This window comes from Erwinia psidii, assembly GCF_003846135.1.
GTDB classification, from domain to species: Bacteria; Pseudomonadota; Gammaproteobacteria; order Enterobacterales; family Enterobacteriaceae; genus Erwinia; species Erwinia psidii.
On record NZ_RHHM01000005.1, the window covers coordinates 169,825 to 195,468 of the forward strand.

A 25,644-nucleotide genomic window follows, 5' to 3' on the forward strand; every position below is an offset into this window, starting at 1 on the left:
ATGCGGACGAAAACCATTGAGAGAGTAGCCTTGATGCGTTGGACTGAGAGCCGTGCAGACGATTTAATTCTGAGACAACATTTCCGCGGTGGTTTTCACCAGGGAAAGTAATACCTTAATATCGTCCAGCGTTACCGTCGGGTTAAGCAGCGTCATCTTGAGACAGGTTACGCCGTTATGCTCGGTAACACCAAGGTTGGCACGACCAGAGTCCAGCAGCGCATCACCAATTTTCTGGTTAAGCAGGGCGATGGAGGCATCGCTCTGTTCGGTATGCGACAGCGGACGATAGCGGAACAGCACGCTGGCCAACTGTGGCTTCATCACCAGTTCCAGCCAGGGTTGAGCGCCAACAAAGTCTGCAACCTGCTGGGCCAGAGTCACGCCGTGGTCGATAATCTCTGCGTACTGTTTTTGTCCCAGTGCTTCCAGCCCCATCCACAGTTTTAGTGCATCAAAACGACGGGTGGTTTGCAATGATTTGGACACCAGGTTCGGTACGCCATGTGCTTCATCGAACTCAGAGTTCAGGTACGCAGCCTGATAGCGCATCAGTTCATAGTGTCGTGCATCCCTGAGCAGGAAAGCGCCGCAGCTGATGGTCTGGAAGAACTGCTTATGAAAATCCAGGGTGATTGAGTCTACCAGTTCGATACCGTCCAGATAGTGGCGGTATTGCTCTGACAACAGCAGCGCACCGCCCCATGCAGCATCAACATGCAACCAGATGGCATGTTTTGCGGCCAGTGCCGCGATTTCACGCAGTGGATCGATTGCTCCTGCATCGGTGGTTCCGGCAGTCGCTACAATAGCCAGGATATGCTCACCGCGTGACGCAGCCAGTGCCACTTTTTCTGCCAGATCGTTCACATCCATTCTGGCGTGACTGTCCGTTTTCACCAGCGTAACAGACTGGTAGCCGAGCCCCATCAACGCCATATTTTTCTGTACAGAAAAGTGGGCATTTTCAGAACAGAGCACTTTTATTTTTCTGAGATCGCCGGGAATGCCGTCCTGCTGGACGGAGTGCCCCTGGCGGGCAAAGAAAGCATCACGGGCAAGCATCAACCCCATCAGGTTGCTCTGCGTACCACCGCTGGTGAAAACCCCTGCGTCACCCGGCTGATAGCCAACCTGCGTTCGCAGCCATTCAATCAGCTTCATCTCAATGAGGGTGGCCGACGGGCTTTGATCCCAGGAGTCCATGCTCTGGTTAGTGGCATTGATTAACACTTCAGCAGCCTGGCTGATCACCAGGCTGGGGCAGTGTAAGTGTGCAACGCACTGTGGATGATGTACGGACAGGCTGTCTTTCAGAAAGTACTCAATGGCACGCTCGATCGCGGCCCGGTTGCCCAGGCCCTGAGAAGTGAAATCAAGCTGAATACGCTCACGCAGTTCTGCAACAGATTTGCCCTGATACATCTCAGGCTGTTGCAACCACTGCACCACTGCCTCACTGCTCTGAGCGATGGCTTGTTGATAGGCTTCGGTGCTTTGCGCCGATGCAGCCAGGATTGGATTAGACCGGGACATCAGACTTACTCCATTCAGACAGGTTTGATGCCAGCAGCAATGAGAGCCTGCTCCAGCTTATCCATAAAAATACCCAGCTCATCATCGGTGATCAGCAGGGAAGGCAGCAGGCGCAGAACGTTGCCGTTACGCCCACCACGCTCCAGGATCAGGCCCGCTTCAAAGCATTTTTTCTGCAACAGGGCGGACAGCTCAGGATCGCCAGGGTAACTTCCCATGTGATCGGGCGCCTCATGAGGCTTGACGATTTCAATGCCAATCATCAGCCCCAAACCACGCACATGTCCCAGCACCGGAAAACGCTTTTGCATGTCGCCCAGCTTGCCTTTCAGCCACTCACCCTGAGCGGCAACCTTGTCAGCAATTTTATTATCTTTCAGATATTTAATTGTGGTAAGACCTGTCGCCATTGCCAGCTGGTTGCCACGGAAAGTACCGGTGTGGTGTCCAGGTGACCAGACGTCGATCTCTTTTTTGATCCCCAGAACGGCAAGTGGCAGACTGCCACCCACGGCTTTGGACATCACGATGATGTCTGGTTCAATTCCCGCGTGCTCATAGGCAAACTGTTTGCCGGTGCGGCAGAAGCCAGCCTGTACCTCATCGAGGATCAGCACAATGCCGTGTTCCTGCGTCACTTTACGGATACGTTGCAACCACTCCACTGGGGCAGGGTTGGCTCCGCCTTCACCCTGAAGGGCTTCAAGGATCACGGCCGCAGGCTTACGCACACCACTTTCAACATCGTTGATCAGGTTTTCGAAATAATAGGTGAGCGCTTTCACGCCGGCTTCGCCACCAATACCCAGCGGGCAGCGGTACTGATGTGGATAAGGCATAAACTGCACTTCCGGCATCATGCCGTTAACCGCTTCTTTTGGCCCCAGGTTACCGGTTACCGCCAAAGCACCGTGGGTCATGCCATGGTAGCCGCCGGAGAAGCTGATCACGCCGGAACGGCCGGTGTATTTTTTCGCCAGCTTCAGCGCTGCCTCTACCGCGTCAGCACCGGAAGGTCCGGTGAATTGCAGGCAATACTCCTTGCCTTCGCCGGGGAGCAAAGAGAGCAGGTATTCGGAGAACCGATCTTTTAATGGAGTGGTCAGGTCAAGAGTATGTAACGGCAAGCCGCTGGTAATGACACTCTGGATGCTTTGCAGTACATCAGGATGGTTATGTCCAAGCGCCAGCGTTCCCGCACCGGCCAGGCAATCAAGATATTGATTATTCTCAACGTCGGTGATCCAGACGCCCTGAGCTTTTGCAATTGCTAACGGCAATTTACGTGGATAGCTTCTGACATTCGATTCAAATTCGGCCTGTCTGGCTAAATAGGTTTCGTTGTTACCATTTGAGGAAATCGCACCTAAAGTATTAATACGGACTTTATCCGTCATCATATCTCTCCTACAACCGTGGGTTGTCAGTAACGCCACAGTTGAATAAATGAATTAAAAAACGGCCCTTGAAAAAAACGCGCCCAATATATGGCTTTTCACTCTGCATCTCAATGATTAATTTTGTTCAGTTATTCTTATATTTTTATTAACGTAATCAACAATATGATGGGTAAATAACCGAAGATATTGTCATCACTCAGATAGCCAGTCATTAATAGGGCACGAAAACACTGAAAAGACTCAGTACCACATCGCCATGATGGGCCAGCCAACCAGCAGCAACATGCTGATGTGGATCACCCCAAAGATAGCGCCAAGTCGCCAGTAATCCCTTGATTTCACATAACCACAACCGTAAATGATCACCCCAGGACCGGTGGCGTAAGGAGTCAGGCACCCCATAATGCCGATAGAAAGCACCAGTAAAAGGCAAAGCTGTTCCATGGGAACACCGGGGATGCTTTTACCCAGCGCAAGAATAACCGGTAGCATGGTGGCGGTATGGGCCGACAGACTGGCAAACAGGTAATGGGCAAAGTAGAACACCAGAACCAGCACGATAACGGTTCCCTGAGGTGAGAAACCTTCCAGATGCCGGCTCATGCTTAAGGAGAACCAGTCGATAAAGCCGGAACGGGTCAGGCCGTTTGCCATCACAACCAGCGTGGCAAGATTGACCAGGGTATTCCACGCGCTGCTGTATTGCGTCACATCCTTCCACGGCACTACTCGCAGCGCCAGCATCAGCGCCACGGCTAACAGGGCGACGGCAGTGGCATTGATATATTTACCGCCAAAAACCCAAAGCGTCAGGCTGAGTAAAACCAGGCCGACAAGCGTTATCTCCTGTCGGGTCAGACGCCCCAGGTTTTTCAACTCGGTTGCAGCCCAGTGACATACTTCGGTGCTGTGCGTGACGCCCGGCTTATAAAGCAGCCAGGCCAGCCACGGAGCCACAGCCAGTAAGATTATGCCAACGGGCAGAAAGCCGAGAAACCACTGTAGCCAGCCAATTTGCACACCGGCAATCTTACTGACGAACTCAAGGCCAAGCACATTAGGCGCGGCACCGGTCACAAACATGGAAGAGCTGATGCTGGTCGCAAGCACCATCATCCACATCAGGTAGCCACCAATCCGGCGCGCCGAGGGGTCATTAGGAAAGGATTTAAACAGCGGTGGAAGATTCTTGATAACCGGAAATACCGTTCCCCCGGTACGGGCGGTATTGGACGGCGTAAACGGCGCCAGCATGATGTCGATAAGAACAATGGCATAACCCAGTGTCAGGGTACGCTTACCCATGAATTTCACCAGAAACAGCGCTATACGACGACCAAGCCCGGTCACCTCATAGCCCAGCGCAAAGATAAACGCGCCAAACACCAGCCAGACCGTGGTACTTGAAAAGCCTGCCAGGCCCCATTTTAACGCCGCTTTGCCGGCATTAAAGTCTGGATTTGCCAGTTCGGTGGCATCAAACAGCAGGAAGTGGCTGCCAATAACCGAGACCACAACGGCAATAAAGCTGATCGCCGTTGCCGGAATCGGCTCCAGAATCATGCCAACAATCATCGTGACAAAAATGGCAAAATAGTACCAGGCCTGTGGCGGCATCCCCTCCGGTACAGGAATTAACAACATCAGGGCAAGGATGCATAGTGGCACCAGCGATTTCCATATATTTTCTTTGGCAAAAGTCATTAATACTCCTCCGTGAATAACAGGTTTGCGCAACGTTGATTGTCTCGCGATTAGTGTTTTTTTAAATTACCTTACGTACGGTTCCGACAAATAACCCACAGTATAAAGGCTGGGCAATATCGCCACAGACAATACGATATAACAAGTTCATTTTCATTAATCGTGGATGTCGGGCTTTTTTATATTTTTTAAATCATGAATGTTATATCATTATTTATTTACTGTTACGTAAATTCATAATCACCCGGTCGTTTTGACACAGCGGCCACTGCCTGAACGCCTTTCTGAAGTTGGGTAACACACATTCTGTTATTCTGCCTCCCCACAATTAAAATCACCAGGATATTTTTGTTGTATAAGCCTGAATAAATTTTATTTTGATCAGAAAAATTTGGTCATCAGAAGGCCGTAAAGTCACCAGCTAATGGATATCGTTAATCCTGTCAGTTTGCTGTGATGAAGTAATATTTACATAACATGATTTATCATCAGCTCCCATTCTGCCCTGCAACAGGTGCTGCTGAAAATTCAGAAAGGTATTTTTGCAGCAGGCAGGATTGCTCCATCTGAATACAGGCGATGTAAAAATTTCCTTATCCTGTCCGTTTTGTCTGACTTTTCCGCAAGGGAAGTAAATCCCCCCGCTGGGGAGTACATCAAAGTCTGTAATACGGACATAACAGGAGACCATGAAAAGTACAGACGCTGCTTTAAGCATCTTAATTAACATTTATCATCCCGGAAATAGAATTAACCTCTGTTTCTTTCTGAAAATAGCGGAAGTGCATCTGTATAATCATTACGTTAACGACTGTTTCAGACGGCGCTTTTTAATTTAAGATACTGTCGAACCAACAAACACATCATTAACACTTACTGCACAACTCCCCCATTATTTATTTCAGGTAAGTAAGGTTTATCCTTAATAAACGCACTTCGGAACAGGAAACGTCCATATGCTGCCGATTTGGCCGCGTGACTGCTTATTTTATTTCTGTCTGATGGGGTGCCATCTTTAACCATCAGATTAACAGGGCAGATGCCGTGTAAACCCATGCCTGACATCTCGCGTTAGGCCATTTGAGTATCACAGGATTTTTATAACCCGGTGATGTCAATTCAGGTGAAGAGTTATCTGTTGCCAGGCTGTATGAAGGTTAATAACCGCTGGGCTTATATTTGCCGGGCAGTTTACAGCAGAGGCGTAATCATTCATTTTTCACCACCCCACAGGGGTTTCACCGCAGGCATGTACCGGATGTAATGTATCTGCCAGACAGAGGCCTTAACCTCCGCCCTGACAAAGGCCCTGATGCGGAATCGACATCACCCCCTCGTGCAGGCAAAACAGGCTGTGCCTCAGGGGCAGGTCACAGCCGCTGATGTTACCGGCCAATCTGCCTCAGCAGCGCCGCCAGCCGTTCACGGTGCTCACCGTCAATCTCTCCAGCCGCAGAATAGCCCGCATTCTGCACAATCATGTCGTTCAGGCCAACCAGCCAGTCATAGATATAGCACGCGGCGTGGTTATTTGGCTTCAGTGCCAGTTTGGTCAGCCGTTGTCCAGGCCCCAGGCTGGCGCTTTGTGTTTCCGGCCTGGCGAAAATAGGCTGGCCACGATTGATTTTACTCTCTGGCCGCTGGCTTTCGGGCTGGTTCTGAAAACCAAGCCAGGCAACAAAATCCCCCAGTACGCTGAGAGCACGCGTAACCTGCCGGTCGGCAATCATCTCCGCAGGCGTACCCGGAGCCGCATCATCGGTCAGCATTTTGACCAGTGCGCTTTCAATATCCAGACGTATACTGGCAGTCACCAACTCCTCCGTTAACATCTCCAGCGTAGGTTTGCTGACGCCGAGCAGTTCAAGCAGCACAGAGCGATCCGGCAACTGGCGCAACATGTTGACCCAGTGGTGATATACCTGCCTGGGGAACGTCGCACCGGGCTTTTCCTCGATGAGATTTTCTTCCGGGTTTAACAGGCCGGGAACAGGTTCATCGCTTAACAGATCAATACTGATGCCTATGCCAAATGGATCGTCTTCGGTCAGTGCATGTTCTGTACCCTGCACGGAGAGGGTCGGTGAGCGGCGTTGCAAAAAAAGATGCCGCAGTGTTTCTCTGTCCGGTAACAGACGTTCCAGCAATTCACCATGAACACCCGTGCGCGCCTGCAACGCTTTCAGCAGCGCCGCAGCGATGCGCAAACGTGCCTGCGGTTCTTCTTTTTCTGAGGCAAGATACCAGCGGCCCAGCAGGTTATCTGCCAGTTCCCGGCGGATTTCGTTTGCCTGTTCCTGAAGAAACTCCAGCCTGGTTTCACGTCGGACTTCATTGGTCAGCCAACCAGCCATGCGTTTGACCCCTTTATCATCCATGGCCAGCATCGATCCCCAGGCATCGCCTGGCGTGCCGACAAAACGCTGAACTGCCGCATCGTGGTTTTGCCCCTGAAGGATGCGCTGGTCATATGGCGTCAGTGCCCAGATCAATCCGGGCTTGCGTTGGCGGCGGATTTGACTGTTTTCTCCCTGGTTTTTTTTCACCCAGTTTTCCAGCGCGCGTCCAACCACCCGCGTATCAGCACGCTGGCTGGACGCGCTGCACACCATCAGCAGACTGACATCATAATGATCGGCAGTGCGGGTCAGCAGGAAAGGGCGCTTGGCGGTCAGAAAACGCAACGCCAGAGTGTGTTGTGAATTATCCGGTAAGGCGGCGGGTTCTTCGAACCCCGGATAATCAAGCAGGTCAACCTGCTCGAACAGGCTTTCTCGCGGCGCGCTGTAGAGCGGCAGTAAAACTTCCCGGCTGAGCAGCGTCAGTTCAGACAGGGCCAGATTCACGGGCTTAAGACTGCGGTTGTTCTGTTGCGGTATCACCTGAATAACCCTGTCGGTGGCCGTGTTGAAGTGGCGCAAACTGTGACTGCTCAGCACACTGAGCGCAGGATCTTCCAGCGTAGACTGCGGAGCCAGCACCACCGCCGCCCCGGAGACATGATGCAGTACATGAGCCAGCTGGCGGTAAAGGTTGCTCAACGCACGATCTTCGCCCCAGAGCAGTGAAAACAGACGGGCGCGATCGTCCACACCCAGTAGCGGGGCCATCTCCACGGCCTGCGGCCAGAAATGACTTTCCAGCGCTTTATCACAACAGCGTTTGACGGTAGCCAGCCTGTCCCACAGTGCCACAACCTGATTGTCGCTGATACCACCGGTTGGCTGGTTCTGGCGATACATCGCCGTTGCTTTCAGTCGTTCAGTAATCTGCTGTTCATCCAGCAAAAAGGAGGGGGTATCATCACGCCTGGCATACATATCCGCAATAATCGCCACCAGTTCGCCTTCGCTGAGTAAGGTGAGCCGCACGGGCCATTCATTATCAATGCGTGCCTGCTGCCCGCTGATACGAAGCACCATCGTGCCGGTCTGTTGCTGAGGATTAAGCTGGCGATAATCAAGCGTTGTACCACCGAGGGCAATCTCCATGCGGCCTTTTTCGCTGGCGGCCAGTGCTGAAATCAGGTAAGACTTTCCCGCCTGTGAAAGGCCAAAGAACCCAATTGCACACTCTTTAGCCGCTGCCTCGGTCAGATAGCCAACTTTATTACGCTGGCGCATCAGCCTGATATGCAGACGATCGGCTTCCATATCAAGGCGGGGTGCGTTTTCACGGGCGCTCTCCAGCCAGTCGGTCGCCCCGCTGATACTCTTTGCCAGCGTAGCCAGTTTTTTGCCAAACTGTCCTGATAACTGCTTAGGCGTCAACGCTTTCATTTCTTGTATACGCTCCCACTGTCAATCCAGTAATGGGTGAGTCCTGATCCGCTGCTGGCTAAGGTGTTCAGCTTCAGCCGCAGATGTTCCAGCGGAACCTGCGTACCATCATCAAGGCTTGCCTCTGCAATTTCAAATCGTTCCGCGCCGGCGGCGCGGGTTTTGTCAACGGTCAGGCTGATTTTCAGCACTTTATCACCGGCCACGCGCCTGGCCAGTTGCGGGTCAGCAATCGACAAGGTATACAGCGGTGAGGCAGGCCAGCGGTCATTATCAAGTTGGCGGAACCCCAGCGTTAACGCCCCCCGAACCTGAAAACGCTGGCCTGAATTAAGGCTGAACTGTTCATCATCAAGATCAATATCGCTGTACCAGACATTGTCGCTACTCAGGGAACCATTGCCATCCAGCATTCCCAGGTAACGAATGGTGGAGTAAGGCTGAAAATCGCCAGCTTTAAACCAGAAGTTAGCCAGACGCAAATCCAGCGACAGCAGGCACAACATAGCACCCACCGCGGCGGTGGATTTCGGATTCTCAATACGCCCCTGCTTGTTGAACGGATACCAGTCATTCGTGTGATATCCGTCCAGTGACAAAATGCGGCTGACCGGCAGAGGTTGTAAATGGCGAAAAAGCGCCTGAACGCCAGGGAAACGTGAAGGTCGTCCGGTCAGCAGCAGCACATCACAATCGTACACTGCCACCACCTCCGACATTGAGCGCAGGCTGTGAGTAATATTCATTTGCGGTGAGAGAAACCCGGCGTGCAGCTTGCTCAGGCTGGCAATCAACGGGACATTCAGGATATCAAATGACTCCGCGTCACCCGGTAGCTCACGCTGAATTTCGCGGTTGATATAATCAAGCAGCTTCTGCGTTGGACGCTGAGGCAGCAGTTCCGCAAAACGAGCCTCCACTTCAGCGTTAAGATCCAGCGGATCAAAGCGTTCATAGGCTTCAAGAATAGCCTGGCCAAGAGGAATAAACAGTTGCAGGGTGGCTTGCTGACGCAGCGTGGACTGCCCGTCAAGGCGTCCTTCGTGACCGAACAACCTGGCCATTACGCCTTCAGGATTGTCCATGCCCGCCTGCTTAAAAGCGGCCTGTAACGCGGGCAGAACATATTGTTGAATGACATCCAGCAGAATATCATCCCCCGCCAGCTTGAAACCTTCACGGAAAAGCAGTCGTGGCATGATTTTGACATTATTACCGATCCCGTCATCCAACCGATACTGGGTGATCGCCAGGTCGGTGGTGCCACCACCGATATCAATTGAGGCAATACGCAAGGTTTTTCCCGGCGACTCATCGGCGGCGCGCGGGCGGTCAGGCCGGGCCATACTGCTAAAAAAGGCTTCCGCACGCCCGCCAAAGTTCACCTGCGTTTCGTTATACAGATAGACCATTTGTCCACAGGTGGCTTCGTCCCATTCCATCTGTACATCCGGCACCGGCATAAGGCTTTTGGCCTTGTCTTTATCGCTGGTGAAATCATCATCCGCCGGATGCCAGCCCATCGCTTTCCATACCAGCGCGATAGCCTCATGCATCCGGCGGCGGAAAATCTCCCGCTCCGGCTTTGGCATGGCGGACGGCAGCGTCAGAATAATATTGCGTAACTGTCGGGGGGCGCTGCTGTGCAGCATTTTTTGCCGTTGTGCCGGACTGTTCATCTGCATCATCGCCTGGGCCAGCAGTTCACAGAGCATAAGGCTCATAACCGAGCTGCGGCTGTAGTGAGCGGAGAATACCGGAAGGCGTTCGTCCAACGGCTGATGGTACAGCGGCTGTCCTTCATCGTTGAGCAGATTGGTCAGTGGCAGTGCGGTAGCGACAGGTTCATCCATCGCGTTACCTGGCGTATGGCTGAAGCGCCATCCTGGCGTATAGCTGTCTTCATCCCACAGATAGCGGCGCGGGCTGGAAATACCTGTCGCACCCTCCGTTCCCAGGCGTTGCACCGCCAGCTGGCTGGCTTCGCGGCCCACGCGGGTGATGGAAGGCCAGATAAAGGCATCCTCACGACCGCTTTCCATTGAGAAATTTTGTTTACCAAAGCTGGCCTGAGCGAACTCAACGCGGCTTTCGAACAGCTCGTTATACACCTGTTCCGGGGCGCTCAGATTGCGCAGATGCAGCTCATAGGTATGTCTGAGGCCATGATGATCATCAACGTGGTCCTCCGCCATGATGCCACAGGTGTGAGAGTTCCCGACATCCAGAATCAAATCTACCGGGATTGCCGGAGAGGATGGTGTCGCAGCACTGATTTTGAGTTCTGGCAGCGATAACTGATGGCCCAGCAAATGCAAAATATTCAGATAGTGCGCCTGATACTCAAACTCACGCAGCGCAGTGCGGATATTGACCTGCGGACGCTGTTCAATGTCTGCAGCACGTTCGCTGAACACCTCACGCAGCCAGCCATCGATCCATGTGTGGTCAAGAAACTCGCCCAGTTCGTCACTACGATGCGCCAGTGCGAAGCTGACGCCGGATTGTGCATCACTGGCATTCAGCCCCAGTGATTCATCGTCACCATCCGCCAAGACACGGGTTTCAAAGGCCATGCAGATGCGGTGGGTGTAACCGTTTTGATCGGGCTTATCAAGCGCAATGACCTGCACTCGCGCCCAGTTGTCCGGGCCGCCGATAAAACTTCGTGGAGGATTAAAGCGAAAGAAGGGCAACGGTAGCCAGACGTTGTTGAGCAGGGTAAGCGATTGTTCGAGTGGGAAACTGAATTCAGGTTTAACCACTTCCGGCGCACTGCCAGCCGCCACGGGCAGCATATATTTGCCACTCAGGGCGTTGAAATTAAGTCGCAGAAGCGGACCGTTAGCGGTCTGCCGGACAAATTTTCCCGGCAGATCGGCACCCAGCTCAGGCGTCAGTGCAAAGTCAAGAAACTGAATGCCACTGTTCTGAACCAGAGTCATATTCGGTTTAATATCAGCGATTGTCGCCAGCATAATCATTTACTCTCGCGCTTCATCGTCATCGGTAATACCGTATTGGCATCGTATTGACCGCTACATTCGGCAACACCTGTAGCCCCTTGCTTACAGGTCAGGTCGGGCATCTGATAACGCGATCCGTCACTGCACCTGGCTTTGGTACGACTGTTGATCACCAGATTACCGGACTTCATCAACCCGGCATAAACATCCACTTTACAGGTAATTCCGTCACCCTGAGTCATCTTTGCGATGCCTTTGCCATTCTTGAGCTGATAGCGCAGACTCGGTGGCTTTCCGGTCAGCGGGTTTTTCCCACCAATCACTACCCGCCAGTTTCCGTTCAGAAAGCGGGTGGAGCCAAGTTTCACTGCGTCAGAAGGCAATGACAGATCGTCTTTGCCTGGCGGAGTGACAGCGATGATTGCATCATCAGCGGCGGGAGCCGCTTTTACCGTGTCCTGGGGCTGAACAGCAGTGACCGTTGCTGGCATAACCGGCAAGGACATTTTCCAGAATACAGCCGGTGTGACCGGTTTTTCGACAACCACCGGCGCTGCGGAAGATTCCTGGGTGAGACGGTTTTCGGCCTTGTTACCGTTTTGCACCCCGGCCGATGTGCCGGTGTGTGTTGCAGGCGTTGAAGCCTCCTCCGCCGGAGCAGAAAGGTAACTCTTTATCTGCACGCCGAAAGCGACCAGCAACGCTGCTGCCGGTAGCATCCAGCCATAGCGCAGTAGCGGACGCGATACGGGTGCAACAACAGTGGTCGGCGCTGGGTCCGGTTTGCTTTCAATAACCGCTGGCTCAGATTTGCTTTCCACCACTACAGGTTCAGGCGTTATCTCTGTCACGGGTGCGGCAGCAGGCGCCGGTACGGCGGCCATTTTAGACAGGTTCAACGGTGGCTGTTCATCTTCCACCATGCGCAGGCAATCCAGCGCGTCCTTTTGAGATTTTTTATCCAGACTGACGAAGCCCCAGAAGGTCAATACTGGCCTGCCGCCAACCAAATAGACAAAGTTCTGGTCAGGAAATTGCAAACTCTTTGCCAGCAACGCAGCAAACAATTTGTGGTTGCTTTTCTCAGACTGTTGCGCCCGCTGGCACATCTCCGCCACGATTTGCTGGCAGGCGGCAAGTTGATTCAGAGCCTGGCTGCGAACGCTGTCACTGGCAGCGGCCCAGGAGGTCACTTTACCCTGAATGGGCGCATACCAGTCCAGGCGGTTTCCGGCATCGTTAGGTTGGGGAATGGCAAGGCAGTCAGCTATCTGTTGCTGTTTTCTCAGACGCAACGTTTCACGCAATTGCAGCGCTGAGAGGTAAACAGGCTGCCCGTTTTCGCCAAGGGGCAAAACCGCATCCAGACTTCCGCTGCGTAAAAATAGTTTAGCCACGCAAAATGACCTTATTGTCAGATATGAGGGTAAAAATACTTACTGCAAATGTTTCTTTACTTTAGGCCACCGGACTTAAATCAAATGAACAATTAAGAGGGTAAACAGGCGATTACTTTCGCAATGGGATTACTGAAAGTCATTAATACTGCCAACAGAGCAGTGAGACTGGTGAACAACCGTGCGCCAGCATCGCGGCCTTAACTAAAAAATCCGTCAACATCGGGCTGTCTGAAAGCCTCCGCTAACTGAAATAGTGGTGATTTTTTCGCGGCCTGACCGTGCACCGCATTGTGCTGAACGGATAAGGTGGCCTGTGCCACCAAAAACAGCATAATTTTTTCTCAACACCTGCCGATAACCCGTATGTGCCAGCATAAAAACATGACATAAAGGTTACGATATGCGTATTTCAAAGCGGTTAGGTTTCCTGAGTAAATTGTTCAAGTCTGAAACACTCTGTCGCACCACACAGAACTCGATCAATGGGGCTGTCGCGATTATCGAATTTACCCCTGAGGGTAAAATCCTCAATGCCAATGAAATGTTCCTGCATAAAATGGGTTATAAACTGCATGAAATTGTCGGGCAGCACCACCGTATATTTTGCCCGAAAGAGCTGACTGTTTCGCCTGAGTATGCACGATTCTGGCAGAGGCTCGCTAACGGTGAGAGCTTTGGTAATCAGTTTTCACGACTGACCAAAAGCGGTGAGAAAATCTGGTTTGAAGCCAACTATGTCCCGATACGCAACAACCGGGGCAAGGTGATTAAAATTGTCAAGCTGGCTTCTGATATCACAGCCCGAACCCTTGATGCGCAGGAGAAGAAGGCGATGACTACCGCCATTGAGCGCTCCATGGCGGTGATTGTGTTTAATCCTAATGGCCAGGTGTTACGTGCCAATGATAACTTCCTGAAAACCACTGGCTACCGGATTGAGCAGGTAGTGGGGCAACATCACCAGATGTTTTGTCCACCTCAAATGCACAACAGTGCCGAGTATATCCACTTCTGGCAAAAACTGCGGCACGGTGACTTTGTATCAGGCCAGTTCGAGCGCATTGACAGCAGTGGGCGTACTGTCTGGCTCAGGGCAACTTATAATCCGGTGTTTGATGAGGACGGTCATCTGTATGAAGTGGTAAAATTTGCCACTGATGTGACGGGTCAGGTGATTAAGAATCAGAAGGAACGGGAGGCTGCCGAGCACGCGTACAGTGCAGCCCTCGAAACCAGCCAGAATACCCGTATTGGCGTTGACGTGATCGAAAACAGCGTGGCGAAAATGAATGAAATCGCCGCCGAGCTGCGTAACGTTTCTGGCGGTATTAACGATCTGAGTTCGCAGTCTGCCCAGATCGGAAACATTGTGGAAACCATAAAAAGAATTGCCAACCAGACCAATTTGCTGGCACTGAATGCTGCCGTGGAGGCGGCCCGCGCCGGTACTCATGGCCGAAGTTTCGCCGTGGTGGCCAATGAAGTGCGGAGCCTGGCAGCCAATATCAACACCGCCAGCCAGGAAATCTCAGAAGTTGTGAAGCATAACCAGCAGCTGGCCGCCCAGGCGCAGAAAAATATTTCCGCCAATCTTGCCCGCGCCGATCAGGGGGTTTCGCTGGTGCGCGATGCAGGCAACGTCATTATGGATATACAGAATAACTCCGTACAGGTAGTGGAAGCTATCGGCCATGTTACCGAGCATCTGGCAGACTGACAGCTTTTCACCATCATCAGACTGATGCCTCGGCAGGTTAAATCATCACAGAGGGTGTTTGCTACACTCTCTGTGACTGCTAACCAACACTGAGGTAAAGGATGAAAATTAAAAGCTACGCTGCGATGCAACCCGGCCAGACGCTTGAACTGTATGAATATGACGCAGCAGAGCTGGCCGCAGAAGAGGTTGAGGTCGAAGTCGAGTATTGCGGCGTCTGCCATTCAGACTTATCAATGATTGACAATGAGTGGGGGATCTCCCGATATCCTGTCATTGCCGGACACGAGGTAATTGGCCGTGTTGCTGCCTTAGGTGCCGCAGCAAAAAACAAGGGATTATCGGTTGGACAACGCGTTGGCATTGGCTGGATGGCAAAAAGTTGTCAGCATTGTGATCCTTGCATCAATGGTGAACAGGTTAACTGCAAAAACGGCAGTATTCCAACCATCCTTAATGGTGGTGGCTTTGCTGAAAAATTACGTGCCGACTGGCAGTGGGTGATACCTCTGCCGGAAAAACTGGATGCTGCCACTGCGGGACCGCTGCTGTGTGGTGGTATTACCGTCTTCAAACCCCTGCTGATGAGTAACATCACTGCAACCAGTCGCGTCGGGGTAATCGGTATTGGTGGACTTGGCCACATTGCGATTAAAATTCTGCACGCGATGGGGGCAGAAGTCGTTGCTTTCAGTTCCACACCAGACAAAAAGCAGTCCATTCTTGAGATGGGAGCCGATGAGGTTGTAAACAGCCGCGATGCAAAAGCACTGAAAAAACAGGCAGGGCGCTTTGATCTAATCCTCAGCACCGTAGCGGTGGATCTGGACTGGAAACCTTATTTTGATGCGTTGGCACCGGCCGGTAAATTTCACACCGTCGGCGCAGTAATGAAGCCATTCCAGGTATCTGCATTTGACCTGATTATGGGTGACAAGGCGATAACAGGTTCTTCTACCGGTTCACCGGGTCAGTTGCGTAACCTGTTGAAACTCGCATCCCGCGCGGATATTGCACCGCAGGTGGAATATTTTCCTATGTCTGAAATCAATGATGCACTGAAACACGTCCGGGCAGGTAAAGCCAGTTATCGTGTGGTGCTGAAAGCAGATTTCTGAAGGCGATCTGTAGATTAACCAGGCACCCCGGCCAGACAAAGGCAGGGGTGTACTGACAGAGCGAGATATGCAGATAAACGCGATATCGAACCCGGTCTCTTTATTTCGGCCCGGGTCGTACGTTCTACAGCAAACGGGGGGAATTAATGAGCCTGGAATGAAAAAATAATTATTTTATCAATGAAGGCAGGTTAATATTTATAAAAAAAGATGATATCAATTACAGACTGCTTATTAAACATTTTAATAAAAGCAATAAACTAATTGCCTGTATATTCTATGCTGTGGATAACATTTCCAGCACACGTCCGTACTCAGAAGGAATAGTGCTCCACTTTTGAGCAGGAAAAGGGATTATTCCATCACCGTTGCCCGGCACCTGGTACAGGGCCTTTGATGCGCGGCCAGGCAGAAGCTGCTGTAGGTCAACGTCAGATACAGCCATTCAGGACGCCGCAATCACATTATTATGAAAGACTGCACACTAGCTATTTATAAAAGTGCCTGCCTGCATCTCGTTTATCTCCTCAAAAAAGGACGAAAAGTGTTTTTTGCAAGATTATCACCTGCCGAAATGATATTTATAACCTTACAAACCGGGTCGTCCTACGGGAACACCTTGCTTTAATTAATAGCGGCGCGGATCACACTGTTTAGCGAATCGAGAGCATTTGTGGTGTGGATGGCTTTGCGGATATCGGGCGGATAACCGAAGAATGTATTGAGGTTTTCCCGGTGCACACGCCAGCTTTTGCTGATTTGCGGGTACTTATCGTCCCAGACTCCCGCGAAGGTATCCTAACGCTACTAACGCCATCAGCGCTTGCCCGTCTGATACACCGCCTTCTGCCCACTGCCTACGGCTTTATCCCCAGTAATTCGGGCATGTTTGTATTTACGACCCAGTGAAGTTTTTTATGAAGATAAAAATAGCCGTCTCAACGAGCGTATTCAGTACATCCTGGTGTTTCGGCCCCAATATTTATCGGTCGCGCGCTGGCTTTTATTGCCGAATTTCAGCCAGGCTGTTACCTGCTTTCCGACGACAGGGCTTCCAGATTATCGCGAAAAGCGGTAACAGCAATCGCTCGGTTATCAGCCAGATAACGGTCTTTTGCCGCAGGTGCCGAGCTTTGTACTGCAATCAATTGCCAGGCATTATCCACTTTCATCAACAGGGGAGAGCCGCTGTCGCCGGGCAGGGTATCACATTGGTGTGAAAGAACGCCTTTCTGTGCCCAGCCGGTGACGGTACAGTCACTGTGCGAATAGAGTGTATCAAGATGGTCAAGGGGATAGCCCGCCTGAGTCACTTTACTTGCCGCATTTTTCAGGGCAACGGTCAGGGCGTTGCGGTCGCCGGTGAAGAGTGGCAGAGGAACAATACCTGAGGGCGGGTTGCGCAAAATAATCAGCCCGTAATCATAGGGAGCGGCAGAGGCCGGTACGATCCAACCATCACCATCCGCTTTAAGTTTTTTACCCAGCTCAGGATCGACACGGCTTTCAATATCATGGATCTCATAGCGCCATCCCCCCTGTCCGTTGGAAATAAAACGCAAAGCCACCGCTTTGTCGAGTTTACCCGGCGGGGCAAACAGACAGTGGCCGGCGGTGAGCGCCAGATGCGGTGAGATCAGCGTGGCGGTACAGAGATTACCGCTGGTCGTTTCGAGTTGACCAATAGCTTCCCAGGGTTGCGTAGTGGTCGCGGTGATCGGCTTGCGATCGTCCTTACCAAAGAAAAGGGTCTTGACTTCAGCCGGGTCGGGGCCTTCATTATCATCAGCATGGAGTTGAAACGGAAGGGCTATACAGCCGATTAGAAAAAAAGCAGTCAGGCGCATGTCTCACTCTGCATGGAGAAATATCAGAAATTCCGCAACCAGCGGTGGCAGTAACTATAGTAGCTTAGCAGGAAAAAGGGAGCTTGATTTGGAATGTTAATAATCCATCAGATTAAAGATAAAAGCTGGCAGCGACAATACCGCAAACGATCATTAATCCCAGGATAATTTCGAATAAATAGCGACGCACCATCATCCGATACTCCAGAAAGAAACACCCGGCATAACCGGGTGTTTACGTTGTCAGTATGAATGGAAGAGTCCTTCCACTTCATTAATTACGCTTTAGGTGCAGCGGCTTTCTTAGCTACTTTCTTATGGTGAACTTTTTTAGCAGCCTGTGCTTTCTGCGCTACTTTCTTGTGGTGCTTTTTAGCAGCCTGTGCTTTCTGAGCAGCCGCTTTTTTAGCAACTTTTTTGTGATGCTTTTTAGCTGGTGCCGCTTTAGCTGGTGCTGCAGTTGTTGAAGCAGCAGCAGGTGCAGCCGTTGTTGCAGAAGCAGCCGGTGCCGCAGAAGCAGCTGGAGCAGAAGTGGTTTCAGCAGCGAAAGCAACTGAAGACAGACCCATAGCAGTGGCTACAACCAGAGCAAATAATTTTTTCATTGCAAAACCCTCAACGTTTATTTCATATGTCAGCCCACTGCGGGGCCGGTGAAGTAACTATATGTGATGGCCGCAACGGTGTCCGTGAGTGATTGGTATCGGCGTGTAACGGATTGTACAACGCAGCGATGGAGTGGGAGGAACAGGAAATGTCGTCCTGAACATTATCTTGATGCTCAGGACGTTAACATTGAGGGATTAGCGACCGTTCAGATAGCGATTTTCTAAATGTTTTTTGAAATACAATGGGTTAAGGTCTTCTCCCGTCGCATTTTCAATCAGCTGCCGGGTACTGAAACGGCTGCCATGCTGCCAGATATTCTGTTTAAGCCAGTTAAATATGGGCTGCAAATTACCCTGACGCAACATCTGTCCGACATCGGGCAGTGCTTTATTCACCGCATGAAAAAGCTGGGCCGCATACATTGCGCCCAGCGTATAGGTGGGGAAGTACCCGAACGAGCCATCTGTCCAGTGGATATCCTGCATACAGCCATCACGATAGTTATCACTGGTATCAATGCCCAGTAATGATTGCATTTTTTGCTGCCACAACCCGGGAATATCATCAACCTCAATCTCACCGCTAATCAGTTCCTTTTCAATCTCATAGCGAAGAATGACATGGGCGGGGTAACTGACTTCATCTGCATCAACGCGGATAAGTCCGGGTTTCACCCGTTGATTGAGGGCGATAAAATTGTGTTGTTCCAGCGCAGGTTGATCGCCAAATAACTGCCTGACGTGAGGCAGCATCAGCGTCAGAAAATCCGTATTGCGCCCCAGCTGTTTTTCAAAGAACAGGCTCTGGGATTCATGGACTGCGGTCGAGCGGGCCAGACCGACAGGCTGTCCCGCCCACTGCTTCGGCAAATTCTGTTCATAGCGTGCGTGACCTGTTTCGTGGATCACCCCCATCATAGCGCTGATAAACTCATTCTCATTGTAACGGGTGGTGATACGGACATCTTCCGGCACGCCACCACAGAATGGATGAGCGCTGACATCCAGACGGCCCGCGTTAAAATCAAAATCCAGCAGCTTCATTACTGCCAGGCCAAGTTGTTTCTGTGAGTCCAGTGCAAAAGGCCCAGCGGCAACCTCAACCTTTTCTTTCGCCTGCCGGTCAACAATGCGCTCCAGCAGAGAAGGCAGCCACTGTTTAATCTCGCCAAAAATCTGATCCAGACGGGCACTGGTCATCCCAGGTTCATAAAGATCCAGCAAGGCATCGTAACGGGAGCAACCCTGTGCCTGCGATCGAATCTCTGCTTCCTGACGGCTCAGTCTGACCACTTCTTTCAGATTGGCAGAAAATCCCTGCCAGTCATTGGCCGGGCGCTGTTGCCGCCAGGCATGTTCACAACGCGAGCCAGCGACAGATCTGGCTTCCACCAGCGAGGCAGGTAACAGTGACGCCTGTTTCCAGCTTCGCTGCATTTCTGACAGATTGGCACGCTCAACATCGTTTAGCGTTTGCTGTTCTGCTTCTTTCAGCCATTGTGCAACATCTTTTCCGGTAAGGATTTCGTGTTTTAACACGCTCAGTTCAGCCAGTGCGGCACCACGTGCCTGGCTGCCTCCCGGGGGCATCATTGTCATCATGTCCCAGCCAGTAATGGCCGCAAGATGATCAAATCTGGAAAGTCGGGTGAAAACCTGGGTCAGATTCGTGTAAGCAGATGACATGGTAATCCTTAACATTAACAGAGAGTATTCAGACCACGCGTGGCGGATTTAAGGGTAAATTAACTGGCCAGCAAAAGCGAACGCTGGCTCCCCCCAGCGGACTGGTATCAATCAGCACCTGACCGCCAAATGCCTGAGCAACGGAGTGCACAATCGCCAAGCCAAGCCCACAGCCGCCGGTGGCACGGTCACGGCTGGGATCAAGACGCACGAATGGCTCAAATACCCGCTCACGTTCTGCAAGGGGGATCCCGGGGCCGTCGTCCTCAACCTGAAGACAGGCGAGGTTGCCGTCAAACCATAAACCAACGCGAAGCCGTTGGCCGGCATAGCGCAAAGCATTGTTCACAAGGTTATCAAGCACACGCTCCATTAGCCGGGGGTCGGCTACGCCGATGTTGTGGCGTTGTGGGGTGTCCAGCTCAATCTCAAATTCAGTGTAAACAGAGCGGATATCGTCCAGCCGTTCAACCAGCCATCCGGCGAGGTCAAGCGACTGTAAGTTCAGTTCCACTTTTGGCCGATCGAGGCGGGCATAAGTCAACAGTTCCTCAATCAGGGATTCCAGTTGTCCAATATCGCGGTTGAGGGCGACAGCTTCAGCGTCGCTAAGATTATCGCTCATCTCAAGGCGGTAGCGCAGTCGTACCAGCGGGGTTCGCAGTTCGTGAGCGATGCCGTCAATCAACTGCTTTTTACTGACAACCAGGGTATTAATGTTGTCGGCCATCTGGTTAAAAGCCACGCCCAAACGAAGCAGACTTGACGCATTGTCGAAGTGAATTCGTTCATCAAGGTGTCCCTGGCCAAGCCGCTGTGCAGCAGACTCAAGCCGCAGCATGTCTTTCCAGTGCGGACGCATCCAGATAAACACCGGCAGCGCCAGTGAGACACCGATAACCGCCAGCAACGCAATATCAAAAATACGCATCTCATGCAGAAAGAACAGGTAGGGAATGGGACCCACTGCCAGCACGTAATGGCTGCGGGGAATATGTTGCAGAAAAGTATATTCATCATCCAGCGCGACGATTTCCCCGGCACGCAGACGACGCAACGTGGTCGGATCGAGCTGGTACTTGCTCATCGGTTCTATGTGGAGTTTAAAAGACAGATTCAGCTCAAGGTTATCAATGGTTTTATTCCAGTCACGTGGCGGGATCTCTCGCAGTTCGCTTCGCATCAGATAGAGCGAACTTTTCATCAGGTCATCCATCGACTGGCGTCCGGCTCGTTCAGCGGTGAACTTATAGACCAGCCCGACCAGCATCGCCATTACCACAAAACAGACAAACAACATCAGGTAAAACTGAATAAATAATTTCTTCATTTCTCATCCCACGCATGTGGGGCGAACAAATAGCCTTTATTTCGGATGGTTTTAATGCGGTAGGGTTCGGTTGCGTTATCGAGCAGTTTTTTACGTAATCGGGAGACGGCCACATCAATACTGCGATCCATACCGTCATAGCTGACACCGCGCAGCGTTTTCAGCAATGCATCGCGATTAAGAATCGAACCAGCGTGGGTCGCAAGTTCCCACAGCAAATCAAAGTCCGCAGTGGAGAGGGCGATAATTTCCTGGCCGAGCATGACCTGGCGATTGACCGGGTCCACGGTAAGGGTGCCGAAGGTCAGCGTTTTCTGACCAGAAATAGCCGGAGAGATTTCCTCACTCTGATTTTGTGTGCCGGCCTGACGCAAATGAAGACGAAGGCGGGCCAGCAGAACTGCCGGCGGCGTGGTTTTCAGGATGTAGTCATTGGCACCCATTTCAAGCGAGAGAATATGGTTCATATCACTGTCGAGAGAGGTGAGCAAAACAATCGGACCGGACCAGACATTACTGGCACGCAGATCCCGGCACAGGGTCATTCCGTCTTTTCCCGGCAACATGATATCCAGGATCACAAGGTCCGGGCAGGTTGCGGCTATGGTTGCCTCGGCACGGTCACCCCTGCTTTCTACGATAACGTCGATATCATGACGGCTCAGATAGGCCGCAATCAGTTCACCGACATCCTGATCGTCTTCAACAAATACAATTTTGTTCATAGCGCTGTTTATCTGCGGAGAAGAGGATAGACTACTATTTGTTAACACAGACTACTATGATTCAGCGCTAAATAATTCTCGATATATAGTATAAGACACGTAAAATATGCCATTATAGTCAGTGGGTTGATTCTGGTTAGCCTGGCAATATCTAACGAGGTGGGAGAGGATGAAGGTGTCTGATAAAGAGCCGGCTTCAACGGTAAATAATGAAAATATCTGCCTGAATTATACCGATTTTCTCTCTGCTTCCTGCAAAAAGCGCTGGAGCTTTGTTGATGCAATTTATGGTGTAATGCCTATCTTCGGCATGGTAACCAGGAACTCACCAGACCTGCCGGGCGCGACGTCGGAAAGACTTAAAGTACTGGCGCTTCAGATCATCTCCACCCAGGTCAGTGATGAAATAAACATCGCGCGATTGATAACCCTGGCTGAACAACACCATATTACCCGGTTCGATATTCTGTTACCTTATGCGCTGTCTGACCTTCAACTTGATGTCATTCGCAAGGAATATGGACATCCGCTTAAGCTCAGTCAGTATGATGACATTCTGACAGTAGCCATGTACGCCCCTCACTGATCCAATCCAACAAACTGATCACTTCTCCGGCGAACCTTATAAATGGCTGTTTACGCAGGCCTCAGAGCGGTAGCACTTATTGCGGGAAAACCAGCATCCGCCTGGCTGACCCGGCAAAGGTTTCTTTTTAAAGCGCTGACCTGACTGATAAAAGCGTTACTGACATCGGGGTATATTTATCTACGGGGTTCAGGTCAATGCATTTATCAACGCCGGATGCGGTCAGACGATCGCCTCCGGTTGATAATTATTTGAAGAGGTCTGCGGAAATTGTCACGTTACCGCCGCTTTGATTAGACCACTGACGGGTGATGTGGTAGTACTTCGCGCCTTTGGCGATGGCAGCACGGCCAACGGCTTCAGATACCTCTGTTGGCGTACCAAAGTGCCCGGTGAAGGTCACGCTGTCAAAGGGTTGCATCTGCGCGGCGGTAACGGCATTGACTTCCTGTACGCTTTTGCCATCCGGCGCTTTGACAGTGTAGCGTTCAACGCCTGAATTTTGGGTTTCAAAGAAACGGCCTACTTTGGTGCTGGGTGATTCAGATGAAGCAACGCCTGGGATCTGAACCGTTTTGGCTGCGGCTCCACCGGTGGACAGCGCCGCTTTGCCTGCCTGAGAATCTGCCGGGATCAAATCGGGTGACTGAACTCTACGTGCAGGCGCGTCCGCTTTATAGATATAAGCGGTAATATACTGGTTGCCGCCGCTGTTAGCATCGACCTGGCGGACAATATAAAAAGAGGCCGCACCCTTAGATTTTGCCTGTTTGGAAACGGCATCATTCACATCTGGCTGGCTGCGATAAAACCCCGTCAGGCTGACAGTATCATAGGGCTCCAGGCTGAACGCTTCGCTTTTGGTCAGTTCGCGTACACCATTGATAACGCGGTCCTGATCCTTCGCTGCCACTGGCGCATCGGCGTGATAAAGATCGGCTACCACCCGCCAGTTTCCACCGTTGCCATTGGTGTCGCTGATCCCCTGAATATAGTAGGCGGCAGCACCCAGCTCATCAGCACGTTTTGAGACAGCAGCAGCGGCATCACCGATCGCATTAAAGCGACCTGAAACAGCAATGCGATCAAATGGTTTAAGTGCTGATGCTTTTTCCGGGGTCAGTTCCTGTGCCGCATGTGCGGATAATGATGTGAGTGACAACAGGGCTGATGCCAGAATGGTTTTTTTCAGCTTCATAAAATAATCCTTTGCCTTACGCAAAAACGAGTACGAAACGTTCTGGGCTATTGATGTGTAACAGATTAGCTGCCGATTATTACATGTAATAATGTGTCCTGTCTCAGGCATTTTTGGCGCAGACAGACGGACAGTTAAAATGACCGTATTTGTTTATTACGTAAATGTTAAAATTGACATTTTTACATTTTTGCTACATGAGAAAGCTGTTTTTCCCCCTGTTTTGGTTAAAATCATGTTAAATAATTATATTTTTTCCACGCCAGGAATAATAATGCTGCAATTTATCGCTTATTTTCTGCAAAAATAGTTTATATATAGGCACTTAAATCATTAACTTACCTCAAAGAGCACATTTGATAAAGAAAGCGGCGGAATATACTCTCAATTACTGGATCGCTCATCATATTTTCAGTAATTTATAATAGTTTGTCACAATACTGCCGGGCCATCGGCCTGAGCAGCGAAGATAACTGTCATCTTACTTCTGATGAAGGGAATATTATGCTAATTGGAATAACCAAAGAGCGATTGCCCAATGAAGCACGAGTAGCTGCCACGCCGAAAACGGTTGAGCAGCTACTGGCGCTGGGCTTCAAGGTCACTGTGGAAAGCGGGGCAGGCAAACTGGCCAGTTTTGATGATGCGGCCTATCTTGCTGCCGGCGCAACACTGTCAGATAACCTCAGCGTCTGGCAATCCGATATCGTGATGAAGGTCAATGCTCCGACAGATGCCGAGATAGCGCTTACCCGTGAGGGAAGTACGCTTATCGGTTTTATCTGGCCTGCACAGCATCCTTCTCTGCTTGAAAAACTGGCAGCCCGAAAGGTCACTGTGATGTCGATGGACGCGGTTCCTCGCATTTCGCGTGCGCAATCGCTGGATGCACTCAGCTCAATGGCGAATATTGCTGGTTACCGTGCAATTGTCGAAGCAGCACACGAATTTGGCCGTTTTTTTACCGGGCAAATTACCGCTGCGGGAAAGATCCCTCCGGCAAAGGTGATGGTCATCGGTGCTGGTGTTGCCGGTCTTGCAGCCATCGGTGCGGCGGGAAGCCTTGGCGCCGTTGTTCGTGCTTTTGATACTCGCCCTGAGGTGAAAGAGCAGGTTCAAAGCATGGGTGCCGAATTCCTTGAACTTGATTTCGAGGAGGGCGCGGGCAGTGGCGATGGCTATGCCAAAGTGATGTCTGAGGCCTTTATCAAGGCGGAAATGGCACTGTTTGCTGCACAGGCAAAAGAAGTGGACATCATTGTTACCACCGCGTTGATTCCCGGTCGTCCGGCTCCTCAGTTAATTACCGCCGCGATGGTCGCCAGCATGAAGCCGGGTAGCGTGATTGTCGATCTGGCCGCACAGACCGGAGGCAACTGTGAACTGACCGTAGCGGACAAGGTGATCACCACTGAAAACGGTGTAAAAATTGTCGGCTATACCGACTTACCAAGTCGTTTACCAACGCAGTCTTCGCAGCTTTACGGTACTAACCTGGTCAACCTGCTTAAACTGTTGTGTAAAGAAAAAAACGGCGAAATCCTGGTAGATTTTGATGATGTGGTTATCCGGGGTGTGACCGTTATTCGCGATGGCGAAGTGACCTGGCCTGCACCGCCCATACAGGTTTCTGCCGCGCCAAAAGCCGCAGCGGCTGTGGCAACACAGCCTGAAAAGCAGGAAGAGAAACCAGCTTCATCACTGCGCAAGTTTATGCCTGTCGCGCTGGCGGTCTTGCTGTTTGCATGGTTTGCCAGCGTAGCACCACCTGCATTTCTGTCGCACTTTACCGTTTTTGCCCTTTCCTGCGTGGTGGGGTATTACGTGGTGTGGAACGTCAGTCACGCTCTGCACACGCCGCTGATGTCGGTAACCAATGCTATTTCCGGCATTATTATTGTCGGTGCCGTATTGCAGATAGGTGACGGCGGCTGGGTCAGTTTTCTGTCCTTTATCGCCGTGCTGATTGCCAGCATCAATATATTTGGTGGCTTCACCGTCACGCAGCGCATGCTGAAAATGTTTCGTAAAAACTGAGAGGTAA

Annotated in this window: 18 protein-coding genes and 1 pseudogene; 4 read left to right on the plus strand and 15 right to left on the minus strand. The window is 51.3% G+C overall.

The window, feature by feature from the left end; genetic code table 11:
- Positions 1 to 63 precede the first annotated feature (63 nt).
- The 7 genes from EB241_RS08280 to EB241_RS08310 all read right to left on the minus strand — a co-directional run bounded on the left by EB241_RS08280 (position 64) and on the right by EB241_RS08310 (position 12,782).
- On the minus strand, positions 64 to 1,536 hold the full coding sequence (locus EB241_RS08280) for a pyridoxal phosphate-dependent decarboxylase family protein (protein WP_124232717.1): 1,473 nt from the start codon (positions 1,534 to 1,536) through the stop codon (positions 64 to 66).
- A 14-nt stretch (positions 1,537 to 1,550) separates the two neighbouring features.
- Positions 1,551 to 2,936, minus strand: a complete 1,386-nt coding sequence (locus tag EB241_RS08285) for a diaminobutyrate--2-oxoglutarate transaminase (RefSeq protein WP_124232718.1) — start codon at positions 2,934 to 2,936, stop codon at positions 1,551 to 1,553.
- Positions 2,937 to 3,176: 240 nt separating this feature from the next.
- Positions 3,177 to 4,640: an anion permease gene (locus EB241_RS08290; protein ID WP_124232719.1), complete on the minus strand. Its 1,464-nt coding sequence runs from the start codon at positions 4,638 to 4,640 to the stop codon at positions 3,177 to 3,179.
- A gap of 421 nt (positions 4,641 to 5,061) precedes the next feature.
- Positions 5,062 to 5,370, minus strand: a complete 309-nt coding sequence (locus EB241_RS08295) for a hypothetical protein (protein ID WP_124232720.1) — start codon at positions 5,368 to 5,370, stop codon at positions 5,062 to 5,064.
- 655 nt (positions 5,371 to 6,025) lie between these two features.
- On the minus strand, positions 6,026 to 8,419 hold the full coding sequence (locus EB241_RS08300; protein ID WP_124232721.1) for a virulence factor SrfC family protein: 2,394 nt from the start codon (positions 8,417 to 8,419) through the stop codon (positions 6,026 to 6,028).
- A complete protein-coding gene (locus EB241_RS08305; RefSeq protein ID WP_124232722.1) occupies positions 8,416 to 11,397 on the minus strand; it encodes a virulence factor SrfB in 2,982 nt (993 codons plus the stop codon). The genes EB241_RS08300 and EB241_RS08305 overlap by 4 nt, the downstream gene beginning before the upstream one ends.
- A gap of 2 nt (positions 11,398 to 11,399) precedes the next feature.
- Positions 11,400 to 12,782 carry an SrfA family protein gene (locus EB241_RS08310; RefSeq protein ID WP_124232723.1) on the minus strand — a complete coding sequence of 461 codons (1,383 nt, stop codon included), beginning with the start codon at positions 12,780 to 12,782 and terminating at the stop codon, positions 11,400 to 11,402.
- 403 nt (positions 12,783 to 13,185) lie between these two features.
- On the opposite strand from EB241_RS08310, the gene EB241_RS08315 reads away from it, so the two are divergent.
- Together EB241_RS08315 and ahr are read left to right on the plus strand one after the other, a co-directional pair.
- Complete coding sequence (locus EB241_RS08315) at positions 13,186 to 14,502, plus strand: methyl-accepting chemotaxis protein (RefSeq protein WP_124232724.1); 1,317 nt, start codon at positions 13,186 to 13,188, stop codon at positions 14,500 to 14,502.
- A gap of 101 nt (positions 14,503 to 14,603) precedes the next feature.
- Positions 14,604 to 15,620 carry an NADPH-dependent aldehyde reductase Ahr gene (ahr, locus tag EB241_RS08320; protein ID WP_124232725.1) on the plus strand — a complete coding sequence of 339 codons (1,017 nt, stop codon included), beginning with the start codon at positions 14,604 to 14,606 and terminating at the stop codon, positions 15,618 to 15,620.
- 630 nt (positions 15,621 to 16,250) lie between these two features.
- Here ahr and EB241_RS08325 read toward each other — a convergent pair.
- The 7 genes and pseudogenes from EB241_RS08325 to rstA form a co-directional block, all read right to left on the minus strand.
- A pseudogene (locus tag EB241_RS08325) lies at positions 16,251 to 16,487 on the minus strand (transposase); the annotation flags it as partial.
- A gap of 161 nt (positions 16,488 to 16,648) precedes the next feature.
- Entirely contained in the window at positions 16,649 to 17,467 is an 819-nt protein-coding gene (locus tag EB241_RS08330) for a trypsin-like serine peptidase (protein WP_124232726.1), read from the minus strand.
- Between the two features lie 112 nt (positions 17,468 to 17,579).
- Positions 17,580 to 17,663, minus strand: coding sequence for a small membrane protein YdgU (gene ydgU / locus EB241_RS22045; RefSeq protein ID WP_456073066.1), 84 nt, complete (start codon positions 17,661 to 17,663; stop codon positions 17,580 to 17,582).
- Between the two features lie 82 nt (positions 17,664 to 17,745).
- A complete protein-coding gene (gene asr / locus EB241_RS08335; RefSeq protein ID WP_124232727.1) occupies positions 17,746 to 18,072 on the minus strand; it encodes an acid resistance repetitive basic protein Asr in 327 nt (108 codons plus the stop codon).
- A 198-nt stretch (positions 18,073 to 18,270) separates the two neighbouring features.
- Positions 18,271 to 19,761: a carboxypeptidase M32 gene (locus tag EB241_RS08340; RefSeq protein ID WP_124232728.1), complete on the minus strand. Its 1,491-nt coding sequence runs from the start codon at positions 19,759 to 19,761 to the stop codon at positions 18,271 to 18,273.
- A gap of 28 nt (positions 19,762 to 19,789) precedes the next feature.
- Positions 19,790 to 21,091, minus strand: a complete 1,302-nt coding sequence (gene rstB / locus EB241_RS08345) for a two-component system sensor histidine kinase RstB (protein WP_124232729.1) — start codon at positions 21,089 to 21,091, stop codon at positions 19,790 to 19,792.
- Entirely contained in the window at positions 21,088 to 21,816 is a 729-nt protein-coding gene (gene rstA / locus EB241_RS08350; RefSeq protein WP_124232730.1) for a two-component system response regulator RstA, read from the minus strand. Before rstA ends, rstB begins: the two co-directional genes overlap by 4 nt.
- Before the next feature lie 175 nt (positions 21,817 to 21,991).
- Here rstA and EB241_RS08355 point away from each other — a divergent pair, with 175 nt between their 5' ends.
- The gene (locus EB241_RS08355) at positions 21,992 to 22,402 is read left to right on the plus strand and encodes a hypothetical protein (RefSeq protein WP_124232731.1); all 411 of its coding nucleotides are present in this window, start codon (positions 21,992 to 21,994) and stop codon (positions 22,400 to 22,402) included.
- A 247-nt stretch (positions 22,403 to 22,649) separates the two neighbouring features.
- Here the strand turns inward: EB241_RS08355 and ydgH are convergent, their stop codons facing one another.
- Positions 22,650 to 23,600: a DUF1471 family protein YdgH gene (ydgH, locus tag EB241_RS08360; protein ID WP_124232732.1), complete on the minus strand. Its 951-nt coding sequence runs from the start codon at positions 23,598 to 23,600 to the stop codon at positions 22,650 to 22,652.
- A gap of 504 nt (positions 23,601 to 24,104) precedes the next feature.
- Between ydgH and pntA the strand changes: the two genes are divergently transcribed.
- Entirely contained in the window at positions 24,105 to 25,637 is a 1,533-nt protein-coding gene (gene pntA, locus EB241_RS08365) for a Re/Si-specific NAD(P)(+) transhydrogenase subunit alpha (protein WP_124232733.1), read from the plus strand.
- The last annotated feature ends 7 nt before the right edge of the window (positions 25,638 to 25,644 follow it).

Coding starts and splice junctions, on each gene's coding strand:
- rstA (WP_124232730.1), bottom strand. CDS start 21,816: ATGAACAAAATTGTATTTGTTGAAGACGATCAGGATGTCGGTGAACTG.
- EB241_RS08290 (WP_124232719.1), bottom strand. CDS start 4,640: ATGACTTTTGCCAAAGAAAATATATGGAAATCGCTGGTGCCACTATGC.
- EB241_RS08315 (WP_124232724.1), top strand. CDS start 13,186: ATGCGTATTTCAAAGCGGTTAGGTTTCCTGAGTAAATTGTTCAAGTCT.
- EB241_RS08305 (WP_124232722.1), bottom strand. CDS start 11,397: ATGCTGGCGACAATCGCTGATATTAAACCGAATATGACTCTGGTTCAG.
- ydgU (WP_456073066.1), bottom strand. CDS start 17,663: ATGATGGTGCGTCGCTATTTATTCGAAATTATCCTGGGATTAATGATC.
- pntA (WP_124232733.1), top strand. CDS start 24,105: ATGCTAATTGGAATAACCAAAGAGCGATTGCCCAATGAAGCACGAGTA.
- EB241_RS08330 (WP_124232726.1), bottom strand. CDS start 17,467: ATGCGCCTGACTGCTTTTTTTCTAATCGGCTGTATAGCCCTTCCGTTT.
- EB241_RS08300 (WP_124232721.1), bottom strand. CDS start 8,419: ATGAAAGCGTTGACGCCTAAGCAGTTATCAGGACAGTTTGGCAAAAAA.
- EB241_RS08340 (WP_124232728.1), bottom strand. CDS start 19,761: ATGTCATCTGCTTACACGAATCTGACCCAGGTTTTCACCCGACTTTCC.
- EB241_RS08285 (WP_124232718.1), bottom strand. CDS start 2,936: ATGATGACGGATAAAGTCCGTATTAATACTTTAGGTGCGATTTCCTCA.
- EB241_RS08295 (WP_124232720.1), bottom strand. CDS start 5,370: ATGTTAATTAAGATGCTTAAAGCAGCGTCTGTACTTTTCATGGTCTCC.
- rstB (WP_124232729.1), bottom strand. CDS start 21,091: ATGAAGAAATTATTTATTCAGTTTTACCTGATGTTGTTTGTCTGTTTT.
- asr (WP_124232727.1), bottom strand. CDS start 18,072: ATGAAAAAATTATTTGCTCTGGTTGTAGCCACTGCTATGGGTCTGTCT.
- ydgH (WP_124232732.1), bottom strand. CDS start 23,600: ATGAAGCTGAAAAAAACCATTCTGGCATCAGCCCTGTTGTCACTCACA.
- EB241_RS08280 (WP_124232717.1), bottom strand. CDS start 1,536: ATGTCCCGGTCTAATCCAATCCTGGCTGCATCGGCGCAAAGCACCGAA.
- ahr (WP_124232725.1), top strand. CDS start 14,604: ATGAAAATTAAAAGCTACGCTGCGATGCAACCCGGCCAGACGCTTGAA.